A 16,271-nucleotide genomic window follows, 5' to 3' on the forward strand; every position below is an offset into this window, starting at 1 on the left:
CAGCGTTCGCCGCAGGCCACTCACATCAGCAAGATGGCGTCCGAGCACGCGACGTGTTTTCCGCCTACATGCTGATTTGAGACAGAAAATATCCCGCGGATGCCTCTGACACGATACACTTGATCCAAACAGTCTCCAAAATGGTTATTGTCCGTCGACTCTAGACTTAATCGTTCTTGTTCGATTTTAACGCACATCCTACCATTGCTTCACTTCCGCATCGGGGGGACGACAGGCTGCTTGACGCCGTCTGTCCCAAAGGGAGGGTTGGGGCATGGTTACGTTTTCGCGACAGCCGAGTGGCGTCTATTTGGCTGCAGCGCCGGATCTTGCCAGAATAGCCTTCCTTTTCAAGGATGCACAGCGGCAGGATCCAAGCTTCGACCTGAGCCAAGCGAGCTGGCTTCAGCTCAACGATGCCGGCTATTTCGCTTTCTTCGCGCCCTCCGCAACGCGCGACTGGGACGGCTTCGCCGCCACTGCCCGCGCCGCGTTCGCAGCCAATTACCAGAGCCAGCTCGGCTGGTTCGGCGACGATGCGCCGGTGCTGATCGCACTGGATTGGAGCGGCGGCGCTCCGGTCGTCAATCAGCCGTTCGGCCTCGCCTTTCGCCAGAGCGTCACCCTGACGGTGACCCCGAGCCTGCTCGGCGGCAATCCGACGATCGGCTTCGACGATGCAAGCAGCGCGTTCCGGATCGACAACACCGACGGCACGCCGGACATCTTCGTGCTGACCGCGACCCCGCCGAGCGGGAGCGCAGTGCCTTATTACAGCAGCGGCCAATATGCCGCGTTGCCGGTCACCGGTGATCTCGCCGGCACCCTTGCCTTGCCGTTCAAGCTCACCACCAACGATCTGAAGCAGTTCGAGGCGGGGATGATGTACTTCACCCCGCCGGTGGGCGGCGGCCTGATCGGCGCGCTCACTTACCCCCTGTTCCGCTCGGCCGGTGCCGCCGATGCGCCATTCACCTTCCTGGTGACGCTGGACGTGCTCGCGCCGCTCGATCCGCTGCGCAGCTTCTTCCAGTTCCAGGATGCGGTGATCGGCACCAATTACAGCAGCGTCAACGGCAAGCCCGTCTATTTTCGGCCCGGCAACGGCAGCCTCGCCACGACCGCGCGGTTCGTCTTCGCCGGCCGGCCGGTGCAATCGACCGGCGACAGCGATTATTATTATCTGACGCCGGCAGGACAATTCGGCGTCTCTCTCTCCGCCGATGAAGCGCCGCTCGATGCCGGCGCACAAGATGCCGGAGCGGATGCGGGCACCCGATTGCTGTGCGGCCTCACCGGTACCGAATTTCTCGACGTCGCCACGGCTGGCACCGCGGACCGCCTGGAGTTCGTCCCGGCGCAACCCGCCTACCGGATCCCGACCGGCAACGACGTTGCCAACGCACCCGCCTATCTGAACGACGCGGCGACGACCTCCTACGCGCGGATCGTCACCCAGACCGGGGCGTACGTGTCGCAGCCGCAGAGCGCGCCGCTTTATGCCCAGGCGAGCACGCAATCGGCTCTCCTTGCGGGCGAGGCGCCGCAATCGGGCCTCAAGGTCCATCTGCTCGATTTCCTGCCGATCGATTCCTGGACCGCCGCGCAGCAATCGCCGGCGACACCGTTCGTGCCTTATGGCGGCCTTGCCTTCGCAACCGATCCCAACCTCAAGCTCGGCGACTATCTTGCGATGGAGACCGAGGCGCTGAACCCGAAGCGCTCTCGCGCCTATCTCACCGCCAAGCCGCAATCGGGCGCGGCGCTGCGCCGGCCGGTGCCGGCGGCCCTGGCCGGCGACGGCACCACGATCGCGATGACGCCGCAGGGAATGCTCGCCGGTATCTCCGGAACGCCGGCGACCTGGACCCAGCTGCAGATGGCGATCAGCGCCGCCGGCCTGCTGGCCTTCGACGACATGGGCCCGGAGATCGTCCAGGCGGTTCAGCAAAACCAGATCTTCACCGTGATCAGCGCCGATCCGGGCGCCTTGTTCGGCTTTGCCGACAGCAAGCTGACGATCGGCGACTGGACCTTCGATCTGTCCCCCGGTGGCCTCGCCGCGCCGGATGGGACCCCGCCGATCTTCCTGATGAAATTCTATCCGGATTCCTCTATCGAGGATCTGGTCGACGATATCCGGCTATGGTCGAGCCCCGACGTGTTCAACAGCGGCGACTTCACCGCCGAGGACGCGCAAACCTATCTCCAGAAATTGATCGCCGATGCCCGGAACGCGGTGTTCCCGGACGGCGCCAGCGAGCCCGATACCGATTCGCTTTATTACAATTTCTACGAAGTCGTCACCGATCCGGCGTTCAGCGGCGTGCTGGCGGTCAATTGCAACATGCAGCTGGAGACGCTGCCCGGCGCGATCCGCGCGGTGCTCGGCGGGATGAAGGATCCCGGAATTCCTGGCTTCCGGGTTCACCATGTCGGTGTCGCGATCAACAACACCGATCCCGATCAATCGACGCCGACGCTGGCGCAAAGCGCGACTTTCGCGCTCGTCGACTATGAGAAAGCGGAGACTGCGTCCGACGCGCTCGCGATCGACGTCGATTACGGCTTCGAGGTCGAGTTCCTCCGCGCCCTCTTCACCAATTCGGAGCTGCGCAGCTTCGCCTGTCAGCTGAACCTGACGATAAACAGCCTGTTCGAAACCGGGGTCAACCAGGATGGCGGCGACACGGCCGCAGCCGGCGAACCGGACGCAGGCAATACGATCACAATCATCGGCTCCTACCAGGCCCACAGCACCAGCGGCGACGACAGCAATTCCGGAGAGGGGATCTACTCCTTCGTCGCGCAAGGCGAGTTCGTGTACGATTTCACCGACAAGGATGGCGAGCCGAACAACAAATATCTGAAGTCTATCACCCTCACGAAATTGCAATTCTCGTTCGACGACGAGACCCCGGTTGTGAGCGCCGACGCGAACGACTCGGTCACCACCCACATCTCGTCGCATTTCGGCATCTGGGGCTATATCGAGTTCAACGAGCTGAAAGTGCTCGACATCTTCTCGTTCGAGAAACTGGAATTCTCGGACCTCGGCATCAATGTCGGCTTCGATCTCACCATTCCGCAAGCGGGCCAGCCATCCACCGCCAATCTCGCGCTGAGCTTCTCGCCCGGCAATCTCCGGCTCGATCTCGGCGCGACCGAGAAGAAGGAGGGCGACAACAGCCTGCTCAGCCTGATCCCGTTCAAGCTCAAATCCTTCCTCTACGCGACCGGTGACGGCCAGAGCATCGACAGCATCGATTATTACTCGCTGTCGGACATCGCCGGCCTCAAGGAAAACGGGATCACGCTGCAGGATCGGTTCAATTACGCGTTGGTCTTCGATCTCGATCTCGGCTCATTGGGCGGCCTCGTCGGCTCGCTTTCCGCCTTCCAGTTCAGCATGGTGATCGGCTGGTTGAACCCCGCCCAGGGCGGCGGCCTCGCCTTCGGCGTGCAACTGCCCCAGGTCGACGGCAAGCTCGAGATCAAGATCCAGGGCGTGCTGACCATCTCGATTGAGCAATTCACCCTGCTCTACGCCACCGATTCCGATCCGAAGATGCTGGTACTCGGCCTGCAGGATTGCTTCATCGACGTGCTCGGCACCCGGGTGCCGCCGTCGGGAACGATCAGCATCGGCCTGTTCGCGCCGACCGAGGGCGCAGACCAGATCGGCTGGATCGGCGCCTACAACAAGGGCGAGGACGGCGGCGGCGGCGGCGACACTGGCGGTGAGGGCGGGGACGGCGGCGGCGGCGAAGGCGGCAACGACACCGGCACTCTTCTTGCCGCACGTCCGCAAAGCCGGCGCGCGGTTCAGATGTTCGAAGGCGCAGCGAATGCGGACGAAGGCGGCGTCTTCGAGCTCAATTATGTCGGCCTGGGCCAGCGCGTCGGCCCCGATCCGACCGATCCGCCGACCAGTTACGCCGAGTTCCTAGACTACATGCAGACGACCTTCTGGGACAATCTGAAGGACAAGGAGTTCGCCGAAATCTATCACCCGAATGGACGGTGGATTTTCGTCGCCGACTTCACTCTGCTCAAGCTGATCCAGATCGGCACCGTCTTCTACGACGTCACGCCATTCTACGCTCTGCAGATCTCGCTGATCGGCGGCGCGGGCAAGGGTTTCTCGTTCGAGATTACCTACACCAAGGTCACCGACGAGATCGGCCTGTACGCGATCACCATCGCCCTGCCGGACACGCTGCGCACCTTCCAGGTCGGCGTCGCCTCGGTGACGCTGCCGACGATCAGCATCAACATCTACACCAACGGCAATTGGAAGGTCGATCTCGGCTTCCCCAACGGCGACGACTGGAGCGTCTGCTTCCGCGTCCAGGCCCAGGCCGGGCCTGTGCCGGTCACCGGATCGGGCGGCTTCTACATCGCAAGCCTCAGTTCGGCGACCGATCCCGACGTGTTCAAGGGCACGTACGAATCGATCGCCGCCTTCGGCTTCGCGCTTCGGCTTGGCGTCGGCAAGGACTTCGTCGCCGGACCGCTCAAGGCCGGAGTCAGCGTCACCTTCTTCGGCATCATCCAGGGCGCCGCCGGCTATCTCACCAGCGGCGGCGACATCTTCCGCACGCCGGATGCGCTGTCGCTCCAGGGACAGATCGGGATCATCGGCGAGCTCTACGGCTCCGTCGACTTCGTCATCATCAAGGCCAGCGTCAACGTGCGTCTGCAGGCCAGCATCGGCCTGATCCTGACCTACGAGCCAAAGGCGCCGGGCGGCGGCGACGGCTCGATCCTGCTCTACATCGAAGCGAGCGTCAGCGTCAGCGTCAAGGTCGAGATCAATCTGTTCCTGTTCAAGGTGACGATCAGCTTCAGCTTCAAGGCGTCGTTCCGCTTCGAATGGCAACTCGCGGGATCGAGCACTGCCAAGACAGCCCTGCTGGCAAGCTACCGCGCCGCGCGCAGGCTGGCGGCGCCGCAGCCGATCGGCCTCTGCCCCGGCCTGCCGGCGGCCCTGCCGTTGCTCTATCTGCCGGAAGTGACGGTGGTCTTCGCCAACGCCGCCGATGCCGGCCTGCCCTGGCTCGCGGTTTCGCTCGGCATCGAATATGATCCGGCGCCGCCGCAGAATCCGCCTTATTCGGCGTTCAAGCCGTTCGAGGCGGTGACCACCCAGCTCGCCACCTTCGCATTGATGCATGCGCTCGAGCTCGACAGCTATGACTCGATCGTCACGCTGGAAGACCCGGCGCCCCAGAAACCGGGCCTGCGCTCGATCGACAGCGATCCCGATCTGCTGACCGGCTGGATCGGCTATGGCGACCTGCTCGCCCAGCTCGGCAATTTCGCCGGCACGCTCGCGCAGCCCGGCGGTTCCACCCAGGCGACGGCATTCCCGATGCCGCCCTTCCTGCAGCTCGCGACCGACGGCCGCAGTGTCGGCGCCGATCCGGACGAGCTCTCCTATGTCTTCCAGTCGAAGAACCCGGTGCCGGCCAGCTACCTGCTGGAGGTCGATGCCTATTTCAATCAGCTGTTCGTCGATCAAACGCCGACTCCGCCGACGATCGGCGACCCGACCGCCGAAACGCCGCTGCCGGTCGAGATCTTCCTCGACTATTTCAAGGGGCTGATCCGCGGCGCCGTCCATCAATTGCTGGTGACGATGCAGAATCAGGGGCTGACCGAGGCCAAGCTCGACAGCCTGTTCAGCGCCGCCGCCGGGGCGCCGACCCCGCAATCGCAATCCCTGTTCCAGCAGCTCGCCGGGCAGATGAGCAGCAGCATGCGCGCCGGCATTCGCCTGCCGAAGACGTCCGGCCTGACGCTTCCGGGCGGCCTGCCCGTGCAGGACACCAACCCGCTTTTCGCCTTGCTGTGGCAGGAGTTCCCGATCGGCGACTTCGCGAACGGCGCCTCCTACACGATCATCCTTTCCAATCCCTCGCTCGGATCCAGCTCCACCCCGGATGCCAGCAAGAGCTGGGCCCCCAATGCTGCGCCCTTCACGCTGACCAAGCCGAGCATATCCGCTTATTACGGCCTCACGGCCGGAGCGGTGACCCAACCCGGCGCGCCCGTGCCGATCGACTTCACCCAATTGGGGCCGCAATCGTTCGCGTTCGAGAGTGCGATCGTCTGGACGCCGGCCTCGGGCGCCGCGCTCAGCCTGCAGCCGTTCCCGCCGAGCCTGCTGCGGCTGCAGCTCGCGGAGGGTAAGGTGCCGATCGCCGCCGTCGTCGCGTCCCGCGCCGCCGACGGCCCGTATCTGCCCGACGGCACACCCGTGCCGGCCGGCGATGTCGCGTTCGTGACGAGTATCGGCCTCACCGTGCGCCAGATACCCGGGGCCGACGGCAAGCCGCTCGACGACGTGTTCGCGCTGTCCGGCGCCAGCCAGTCGGACGAGGCTCTGCTCGGCCGGATCCTCGACGATCTGCGCGCCGGCGACCGCCCGATCGCCTCGATCGAAATCCTGTATCAGCAGGCGGCGGGCGCCGCAGGCCTGTCTTCGGCGACCTGCGATCCCAATTCGGTGTTCGTCCTGCGCACCAACACCAGTTCGGTGTCACAGCCGCCGCAAGTGCAGGCAGTCCGCGAGGCAGCGCCGCTGCCGACGGGGGTGGCGGTCGGGGCCACCGCGGATCTCACCGCCGACGGCGGTTACGGCTTCCTGCAGATCGTCCAGCAGGCGACCGTGACCAACGCGTCCGGTTATTATCTGCGGTACCAGGACAGCGCCGGGGCGTCGCTGCCCGGGCCCTTGTTCGTCAAGGGCGTCGGCCAGATCACCCTGCTGCTGCGCTACACTGCGGCGGCGGAGGCGAACAGCCTCGCCTCGCCATTGGCCATCGCGCCCTATCACAATGCGGTGGTGCTGGCGAACACGCAGCCCGGCCTGGTTTATTATGCGGAAGCAACCGATCCCTCCCTGGCGATCCGCTATGCAGCGACCTCCGCAGGTACGTTCGGCGTGACCCTGTCCCGCTCCGATGCAGTGACCCAGCTCAGCGCGACGGCATCGATCGCAGCGCGCGCCAACATCGCCGAGGCCGCCCCGATCTCGCGCAGCGACGCGATCGCCGCGGCACGGGCGTCCGGCCTCTGCGAGGATGACGAGATCCATGCGCTGCTCGGGACGCTGGGTGCTGCCCCGGCAGCCCTGAACGCCCTCTATAGCCTGGTCACCTACCGGATCGAGAAGACCGACGGCTTCATCCAGAGCTATCTGTCGGCACCGATCCAGCCGCAGCGGCCCAACGAAGGCGATCCCGACAGCGACTACCGGATCATCGCTCCCCTCTACAATGTCGCCGAAGCCAATCAGCAGTCCGGCGTCAGCGATCGCTACGCCAGCATCGCCAAGCCGTTCACCTTGTCCTTCTTCACCAACGATGCATTCGGCAACCAAATGCCGACGCCGGGCAGCTATTCGGACACCAACCTGTATTTCGATCCGATCATCCCCCTCGATCAGTGGACAGGGATCGTCTCCCGCTACGATTTCGCGGGCACCGGCGGGCCTGCGGCGAACCAAGTCTCGCTGACCCTGGAGCCGACGTGCACGGCGTTCACCGACATGTCGGATGACGAGCGCGCGGCAGCCCGTGCCCACTTCCTGACCATCGGCGACCAGATCACCGGACCGGGCGTGTCCTTCTACGTCGAGACCAGTCTGGCGATCGACAAGGACGGCAATCTCGTGCCGTTCCGCCTCGGCACCGACGACAGCGCGAAGATCGTCGCCATGGTAGCGGGCCTCGCCGCCTGGCTGGCGCCGAAATCGACCGCGTCCTTCCCCGATCCGGTGCGGATCACGCTGACCGTGACAGGAAGCGGAGACTTGCCGCCGCTCTTCCCCCTGGCAATGCTGTTCGGCATCCAGCGCGATCCCGACCTGATCTCACCCTACATCAAGGACGGCGGCACGATCCTGCTGCCGTCGGCGCAGAATGTCGCGACCAGTCTGGCACCCGAAACGGGAGAGTCCGGCAACCTTTCCGCCTTTGCGGCCGATTTCGTCGTCGCCTTTCCGGCGCAGAAGCTCGCCGTCGGGCTGACCGGCACCGACGCCGCTCAGCCGCCGGCATTGCAGTCGAGCACCTTTCGCGCCCGCAACCGGCTGCGGAGCCAGGGCTTGGCGACCGACGGTTCGACCGGCGCCGGCCCGACCGGGGCGCAGACCCTGTGGGCAGCGCAGGCGGCGATGCTCGACATCGGGATCGGCACCGCCAAGGACAGCGGCCCGCGCTATCTGTCGCCCAAGCCTCTCGACAATGTGCTCAACACGGCCAACGTGCCGCTACCGACGCTCGCCTCGACGCTCCCGCAGCTGCCGGCGCAGCGGCTGTTCGTCGACATCGATCTAGATCAGTATAACCGTGCCTTCTTCCAGACCGTCGACACCATCCTCGGCCCGGCCTCGGCCGCTCAGGCGTTCGAGCAGGCGCGCGCGGCCTATGACGCGATCGCCCGCGGCCGGGAGACCCTCGCCCACAAATATTCGACGTACGAAGTCGACTGGCTGTTCGACCCGACCTCGCCGTTCAGCGGCAGCGATGACCAGCGGATCGTCGCCCGCGACGTGTTCGAGCAGCAGATGCGCGCTTCGCTGATGACGGCCCATGCGGTCGACACGATCGTCCAATATGATGTGGCCTGGAACCAGTCGGTGTCCCCGGCAGCGGACCAGATGATCGAATTGTTCGGCCAGGTCGAAGCGATCATCGTCGGCCGATACGCCTGGGCAGGCGCGGAGCTGACCGCGACGAGCCCGTCCGCATCCTCGCTGTCGGTCGGCGACCGGGTGCTGATGGTGTTCACCCCCGATACCGGCACCACCGCGCCTCCGGACGGCATCTACACGGTGGCCACTGCCGATGCTGGGCAATTCACCGTCGCGACGCAGAACGGCACCGGCAAGGGCGGTTTCTCGGCGACCCGGCAGAATTCCGGTCTGTCGACCGCGCACGTGGCGATCAGCACCAGCGGCACCAGCCCGCTCACCTTCCTCTACGGCACGCCTGATGTCGCGGACCGCGCGATCGTTACGATGGATCTGCGGTTCAACATCACCAATCTCCAATATTTCCTCGCCCCGCCCGGCGCGGAGGGTGAGGCCCGGCCGTCGCTGTGGCTGCAGCTCATCGATCCTTATGCGCCGGGCCAGCCGCCGCATATCGGGCCGGACGGCGTGCTGACCGACATTCCGGTGGTGTTCCGCCAGTATCCGACTCCGCCGACCATGGTGCGGCAGGGCTGGAGCGTGCCGGACGGCACGACCGTCAGCGCCAATCCGATCGCTGCGCATTCGCAGTGGGATTATTCCTACGTCTACCAGGCGTTCCTGGCCGCGCAGGACCGGATCAACAGCGCGATCACCTACAATACGGATCTCAGCGTCGCCGCGCCTCCGTCCAACCGGGCGGTGGGCGCCGGCGGCGGTATCACGGTCTTCGACCTGTTCGGCGCGCTGGCGCGGGCAAACGCGGTGATCGATGCGATCCGCCCGGTGCTGCAGGTCCCCACCGATCCCAATTGGAAAGACGCGGTGCAGGCCCTCGCCGACTCCGTCGTCGAGGTCACGGCAAATTCTACGTGGAACCCGTTGCCGAGCGCGCTTGCGACCGCGCCCCTCACCCAGGTCACCGACAGCTATGTCATCACCGACGCAGGCGAAGGCACCACCCAGACGATCATGCTGACCTGGCCGGCCGCGCAGGGGGAATCGAGCTTCGCCGGCGTGAGCCTGTCCCTGTCCGCGCTAGATCCCGCCTCGGCAACGCTCCAGCCCTATCCGGGCCAGACCTCGACAACGTCGTCGACCGCTCTCCAGGTCGTGGTGCCCAACGCGCCGCTCGGCCGGCTCGGCGTCGTGCAGCAGGTGACCGCCAACGATCTCAACGTGCTCGCCGCCGAGAACGCGCTGGCGGCGGTTCAGGTGGAACGCAACCTGATCAGCCTCGAAGGCGCCGACCAGCAGGAATGGGAGGTCGTGCCCAAGTTCATCTACAAGACAGCCCAGGTGCGGCCGAGCCAGCCCGTGACACCGTTCATCGACGTGGTGGCGCCGATCGATGTCGCCACCTTGCCGAACCTCGGCACCGGGCCATCCTGCCCGTCGGCCACGGCGGCGAGCCTGTGCCAGCGAGTCTACACCATCCTGGCAAACCTGCTCGCTGATCCGGAGCAATCGACGGCGCTTCTCGAGGCCTATCAGGCGGCGGGCGCGACCGCTGGAGCCTCCCGCCGGATGAAGATGAGCTGTGCTCTCCGCTTCCCGCTGGCGGCCGTCAGCGGCACCGACTTCGACGCCACGTCGCCGAGCCCGCTCGTCCCCGTGGTGATGGCGCGCAGCTTCGACATCGACGGCGGCGATCCGGCACAGCTCGGCGATTTCGCGTCGCTGTTCGCGCAGGCGATCGATGCCTGGGCGACGCAGAATGCGATCATCTACGGCAGCCAGTCGGAGCCGCCGGGCGCCAAGCTCGTGTTCGATGCCACGCTTTACGCAGCGCTGAGCGGGGTCGACACGCCGGTGCTCCGCTTCACCAGCCTCGAGCTCGCCCTCACCGACATCGACGCCGTCTGATCAACTGCAAGAGGAGCATGAATGGGGATTGGGAACTGACGATCGAAGACCGCGACCTTCCACAAGGATCCTTCTTTTCGGAGACATCACATGAACGACTATTCTTCGGACACGCTGAGCACTTTGGGTGCGCTGGAGCCGGTTGGTGCGACCACCACCTGGGACGGCTCGCCGACCACCATCCAGCCGCTGAGCGACACCTTGCTGATGCCGCAGACTCCTAACGGATCGACGGTTTTCGCCTATCAGAACAAGGCGACGCAGAACAATGACGGCTCGCTCTCGCTGACCTCGGGCGGCGGCCAGCCGCAGATACTCGACGTGCCAGCCCTTCTCCAGCAGCCGACCATCCTGGTCAGCAACTGGCAGGCGAACAATCTTACCGTCAACAATATCAGCCAGAATACGGCCACGCCGATCTGGGTCGAAGCATTCGGCCCCGGCCTGCCGGGCCAGACGCCGATCACGGTCACCAACGGCACTCCGTTCAAGCTCAGCCCGCAGCCGAGCGCGACCTCGGTCGCGACCGGCGTCACCGCGCCGCGCAACATGCTGCTGCGCATGCAGTCCAACACCGGCGACCTTGCAATCATCGCGGTCATCGGCGGCCCGAGCACGGGTGGCAGCAATGCCTATGTGTTCGCGCTCAACTCGTCCACTCCCGGCGAGGGCCAGGGCTATACCAAGGCGGTGTCGGGTAATTCCTACGACTTCCAGTTCAACTGGAGCACGTCGGTGATCTACATCGCCAACATGTCTCCCTCGACCTCGGCGGCCGTCACCCTGAACCTGATCGGTCTCTGATTGCCGCAACGCCGGGCCCGGATCGATCCGGGCCCGGCTCCGTGCGGTCGGACCGCACTGTCCCGATTGGAGCAACCGCGATGGCGACAGGTGAGGACGACGGACCAGGCCCCTACGCAGGCAAGGCATCGAAGCGCAGCCACCACGGACAGCGCCGCGGGAGCGATCGATGCGACGACGACGCGCTCACCGTGCTGGGTACGGAGAATTGGAACGGTGCCCGCATCGTCTTGCAGCAGGGCCAATATGCGAGCATGCCGCAGACCCCGAACGGGTCGCTGATCCTCAGCTATCTCAACCAGGCGAAGCAGAACAACCAGGGCGAGCTGGCCCTGAGCTCGGGCGGCGGCACGCCGCAATTCCTGCCGGTGCCGGCGCTGATCCAGATGTTGAGCCTGACCGTGAACAATTGGCAGGCGAACAACATCAAGGTGACCAACACCAGCCTTGCGCCGGCGACCCCTATCATGGTCCAGGCATTCGGGCCCGGCATCGTCGGCGCGGTGCCCGGTCCGCTGCCGCTCAATCAGGCGATCACCCTCGGGGTCACCCAGGCCGCGCAAGGGACCTCGCAGCCTCGATCGATGCTGCTGCGATTCGTCGCATCGACGGGCAACCTCAGCATCGTCGGTATCGTCGGCGGGCCGCCGAGCCAGCAGGGCGACACCAACGCCTATGTGATCGCCATCAATTCTCCCACAGGGGAGACGGGCCCGGACACCGGCAACCCGCCGCCGCCAGGTTATTATGCGACGACCGGTTCGAACCGATACGATTTCCAGTTCAACTGGAGCAGCGCGACCGTCTATGTCGTCAACCTGTCGCCGATTGCCGCTGCGACAATGTCGGCGACGATGATAGCGCTATAGCATCGAAGGCGGTTCGACATGCCGTCACGCCGGGACGTATTGACGCACCTCGTCTGCGAAACGGCGGGCGAAGGCGCGGCCTCGAACCCGGCTTATGCGCTTCTCGGCCGGCCGGAGAGCACCGCGCCCTGGGACGGCGACCCGGTGACCCTCCAACAATATGACAGCGTGTCGATGCCGCAGACGCCGAACGGATCGATGATGCTGGCCTATATCAACCGATCGCTGCGCAATAGCGAGGGCAAGCTCGCTTGGACCAGCGGATCGAGCGCGCCGACCATCCTCGTCGCCCCGGCCCTCGCCCTTGCCCCGACCGTGCTGGTCGATAATTGGCAAGGCAACAATCTTACCCTCACCAACATCAGCGTCGGTTCCGATACGCCGATCGGCGTCGAGGCATTCGGGCCTGGCATCGGCCCCACTCCGGAAACGCTGCCGATCGGACCTCCGGGCGTTCAGATCGCCGCGGGCCAGGCCGCGCAAGGGGCCACGACCGGCGGCTACATGCAATTGGGCTTCCAGCAGGAGGACGGCAATCCGGCGATGTTCGGCTTCATCGGCGGCCCTGCCGGCAGCGACGGCAACAACGCCTACGTGATCGCGATCAACTCCCCGCTTGGTAACAGCGGACCGGGAACGCCCAACCCGGCGCCCCCGGGCTATTTCGCGACATCGGCCGGCAACGCGTGGTCCTACGAGCTGAAGTGGCCGAGTTCGGTGCTTTACGTCGCCAACTTCGGCGCAGCGACCCTCGTCCCGCCAAGCATGATCGCGGCGACCATGCCGACGATCACGCTGATCCGTTTGTGAGGCGGCGCGCAGCCCATCGCAGCCGTGCCACGACTCATCTGTGCCCGATGCGGAGATGAGCCTGGATGACGGAGCAACCTCCGCATCGAGCCGTTTCTTGTCCGTCAATGCGGCCGGAACGCGGGCCTAGCGCCCGCCGTCTGCCGCGAACCTGAACCACGGATGGAGTGAAGACATGAAAGCTGCTGCTTTCACGATGGCGCTGCTGCTCAGCGGTGCCGCCCTGGCCCAGACCAATGGCACCGACACAAGCGCGACCACGAACGCGGACACCAGCTGGCAGACCGGGGCGACGGCCGCAGACGCTGCGCCGACGGGCGACATGAGCATGCAGACCGCGCCGATGGAAACCAGCGTAGCCGCAGCCGGCCAGATGGTGGAACCGCACAATGCGAACCCGGAACGGGACGCCCGCGGCATTCGCGTGATTTCGGCGGCCGCTATGGTGCCGGCGGGCTATAACGGCACCAGCACCGGTACCGCGATGGGCGGCCCGCTGCTCGACCCCGCCACCGGCCAAACGGTCGGCGATCAGCAATCCTATCCCGCCTGCTCGTCTGCCGTAACCGACAAATGCGTGCAGACGTACGAACGCGGCCGCAAATCCTGATCGACCTCTAAAGAAGAGCCTGCTCCGCCGGACTTTCCAGCGGAGCAGGCCTTTCGCTCCCGTCACGGCACGCCACCTCCCGCACCGTAACAATCCGGTCATGCAGCCACGCCAGAGGCTAGGTAGGAGGCTGCATGCAGATTGCCCGTCGTGACTTCGCCCGTCTTGGCCTCGCTTCCCTGGCATTTACCGGCCTCGCCCGCGCCGCCGTGCGGGACGAGGGGTATGAGAGCGAGGTCGCCGGCTACGGTCCGCTCGTCCCCGATCGTGCCGGTCTGCTCGACCTGCCGAAGGGCTTTTCCTACCGGGTGATTTCGTCGGCCGGCGAGAGGATGGACGACGGCTTCGTCACGCCCGACAAATTCGACGGAATGGCCTGTTTCGCGCTCGACGGCGGCAAGGTCGCCCTCGTCCGCAATCACGAGCTCAGTCCCGGCGACACAGCCCTCGGGCCGACAGGCGGGCTGGCGCGGCTCGAAGCGGCGCTCGCCGCCAGACCGTTCTTCGGGCGCGATGCCGACGGTCGGCCGCTGCCGGGCGGCACCTCGACGATCGTCTACGATCCGAAACGGGGGAAGCGCAGCACTGTCCATCTCAGCCTGGCGGGAACCGCGGTCAATTGCGCCGGCGGAGCGACGCCGTGGGGAAGCTGGCTCAGCTGCGAGGAAACCAACCTCAAGGCGCCCGAGGTCGACCGCACGCATGGCTGGGTGTTCGAAGTGCCGGCCGATGCACGCGCGCTCGTGGATCCGGTGCCGCTCACCGGCCTCGGCCGGTACCGCCATGAGGCGGCGGCGGTCGATCCGCGCACCGGCATCGTCTATCTTACCGAGGATCGCGAAGACGGGCTCTTCTACCGCTTCCTCCCGAACCGGAAAGGCGCCCTGGTCGAGGGCGGTCGCCTGCAGGCGCTGGCCTTTGCGGACGCACCGCAAGACAGCCGTAACTGGCAGAGCAAGCTCTTCGCGCCGCGCAGCAGCCGCCCGGTCCGCTGGCTCGATCTCGAAGAAACCGACAGCCCGAAGGACGATCTGCGCCAACGCGGCGCCGCCGCCGGCGCGGCAATCTTCGCACGTGGTGAAGGCATCCATCTCGGCCGCGGCGAGCTGTTCTTCACCTGCACTTCGGGCGGCGCGGCCAGGATCGGCCAGATCATGTGCTACCGGCCCAGCGAGCACGAGGGCGGACCGGGCGAACGCAGCGCGCCCGGAATGCTGCAGCTCTTCCTCGAATCCACCCGCTCGACGGTGATGGATTATGGCGACAATCTCACCGTCTCGCCCTGGAACCACCTGATCGTGTGCGAGGATCGAGACAGCAGCGACCGCAATTACCTGCGTGGCGTCACCCCCGACGGCCAGGTCTACACGATCGCCCGGCTGCTTGCCGAAACCGAGCTTGCCGGCGCCTGCTTCGCACCGGACGGACGCACCCTGTTCGTCAATGCCTATCGTCCCGGTAAAACGCTGGCGATCACCGGCCCCTGGGAGACGGTGCGCGCCTGACCGGCAGGCGCGCACGACCGCTCAGTCGGGGAGGCCGAGTGCCCTGGCGATCGCCGACCAGGGCACCAGCTTGAAATTCTGCGCGGCGGGAGCGTTGGCGCCATCCTGGGCGACGAACAGGCCGCCGGGGTAAGCAGGGCCGAAATCGCCCAGAGCGAGATCGATGCCGTCCGTTTCTTCGGTCGATCCGAACGTCCCCGGCGCAATCCGGAAACGTCCGACATAGGAATCATCCTCGAGCCGGTAGAGCGTGTAGGCATTGTCGCCCTGGCTCGAGACGACGACATAGCCGCCACGGTCGCCGATCGGCGCCAGCGCCACGCCTTCGGCATCGGCGACGATGTTGCGACCGTCCGCAGCGGCGATCCTGACCAGGCTGGTCGATCCACCGGCGGCGGCGTCGAAGCGCCAGAGGCCGACATCCTCCTCCGCGACATAGAGACGCCCGGTGCGCTCGTCGGCGGCGCAGCCTTCCGACTGCGTGCCGAGCTTCATCGATCGAACGATCGTCGCAGTCGGCGCCGCGCCTTGAAGATCGAGCCGGACCTGGTTGATCGTGCCGTCCTTCAGCACCGCGAAGGCATAGAGGCCGGCCGCATCGCGGAACAGGCAAATGCCATAGGCTTCGCCCGCTCCCGCCTCGACCTTGCCGAGCGAGGTCAGCCTGGCCGTCGCGGGATCGAGCGAGAAGAGCGCGATCCGCGCCGCAGCCGGATCATTGCGGTCACTCGCCGCAACGAGAATGCCACGGCTGCCGCCGATCGTCACGTCGGCACGAAGATCGACGTTGTTGACGAGACCGGCATCGCTGAAGTCGCGGACCTTGCCGTCGAGCCCGTAGACATAGACTCCCGCCTTCTTGTCGGTGCCGACGATCAGGCTGGCGGCGGGATCTGCCGGATTGCGCCAGATGGCGGGATCGTCGGCGGCATCGGCGGCGGCGGTGCCGACCGGTGCGGTCTCCCCGGCGGCCTGCACCGTCACCGCCGGCGCGGCATTGGCAATGCGCTGCGCAATCGGAACTTCCGCAGGTGAAGCGGCACATCCGCCCGCCAGCAGCGCTCCAAGCGCCGTCACGGAACTGAAACAAGATCGAAAAGAGGCGG

At 65.8% G+C, this 16,271-nt stretch carries 7 protein-coding genes; 6 read left to right on the forward strand and 1 reads right to left on the reverse strand.

From position 1 onward, the window contains the following. The first annotated feature begins 274 nt into the window (after nt 1–274). The 6 genes from ETR14_RS04490 to ETR14_RS04515 all read left to right on the forward strand — a co-directional run bounded on the left by ETR14_RS04490 (nt 275) and on the right by ETR14_RS04515 (nt 15,165). Nucleotides 275–10,567: a hypothetical protein gene (locus ETR14_RS04490; RefSeq protein ID WP_129383556.1), complete on the forward strand. Its 10,293-nt coding sequence runs from the start codon at nt 275–277 to the stop codon at nt 10,565–10,567. Between the two features lie 90 nt (nt 10,568–10,657). Continuing rightward, the gene (locus ETR14_RS04495; RefSeq protein WP_129383557.1) at nt 10,658–11,371 is read left to right on the forward strand and encodes a hypothetical protein; all 714 of its coding nucleotides are present in this window, start codon (nt 10,658–10,660) and stop codon (nt 11,369–11,371) included. An 80-nt stretch (nt 11,372–11,451) separates the two neighbouring features. Next, on the forward strand, nt 11,452–12,240 hold the full coding sequence (locus ETR14_RS04500; protein WP_129383558.1) for a hypothetical protein: 789 nt from the start codon (nt 11,452–11,454) through the stop codon (nt 12,238–12,240). Between the two features lie 18 nt (nt 12,241–12,258). Next, nucleotides 12,259–13,050: a hypothetical protein gene (locus tag ETR14_RS04505; RefSeq protein ID WP_129383559.1), complete on the forward strand. Its 792-nt coding sequence runs from the start codon at nt 12,259–12,261 to the stop codon at nt 13,048–13,050. 175 nt (nt 13,051–13,225) lie between these two features. Continuing rightward, the gene (locus tag ETR14_RS04510; RefSeq protein ID WP_129383560.1) at nt 13,226–13,660 is read left to right on the forward strand and encodes a hypothetical protein; all 435 of its coding nucleotides are present in this window, start codon (nt 13,226–13,228) and stop codon (nt 13,658–13,660) included. Between the two features lie 134 nt (nt 13,661–13,794). After that, nucleotides 13,795–15,165, forward strand: a complete 1,371-nt coding sequence (locus tag ETR14_RS04515; RefSeq protein ID WP_129383561.1) for an alkaline phosphatase PhoX — start codon at nt 13,795–13,797, stop codon at nt 15,163–15,165. Between the two features lie 21 nt (nt 15,166–15,186). Here the strand turns inward: ETR14_RS04515 and ETR14_RS04520 are convergent, their stop codons facing one another. After that, nucleotides 15,187–16,242, reverse strand: coding sequence for a phytase (locus ETR14_RS04520; protein WP_129383562.1), 1,056 nt, complete (start codon nt 16,240–16,242; stop codon nt 15,187–15,189). Nucleotides 16,243–16,271: the final 29 nt, after the last annotated feature.

It is taken from the genome of Sphingosinicella sp. BN140058 (genome assembly GCF_004135585.1).
Taxonomy (GTDB): domain Bacteria; phylum Pseudomonadota; class Alphaproteobacteria; order Sphingomonadales; family Sphingomonadaceae; genus Allosphingosinicella.

Coding starts and splice junctions, on each gene's coding strand:
- ETR14_RS04490 (WP_129383556.1), top strand. CDS start 275: ATGGTTACGTTTTCGCGACAGCCGAGTGGCGTCTATTTGGCTGCAGCG.
- ETR14_RS04495 (WP_129383557.1), top strand. CDS start 10,658: ATGAACGACTATTCTTCGGACACGCTGAGCACTTTGGGTGCGCTGGAG.
- ETR14_RS04500 (WP_129383558.1), top strand. CDS start 11,452: ATGGCGACAGGTGAGGACGACGGACCAGGCCCCTACGCAGGCAAGGCA.
- ETR14_RS04505 (WP_129383559.1), top strand. CDS start 12,259: ATGCCGTCACGCCGGGACGTATTGACGCACCTCGTCTGCGAAACGGCG.
- ETR14_RS04510 (WP_129383560.1), top strand. CDS start 13,226: ATGAAAGCTGCTGCTTTCACGATGGCGCTGCTGCTCAGCGGTGCCGCC.
- ETR14_RS04515 (WP_129383561.1), top strand. CDS start 13,795: ATGCAGATTGCCCGTCGTGACTTCGCCCGTCTTGGCCTCGCTTCCCTG.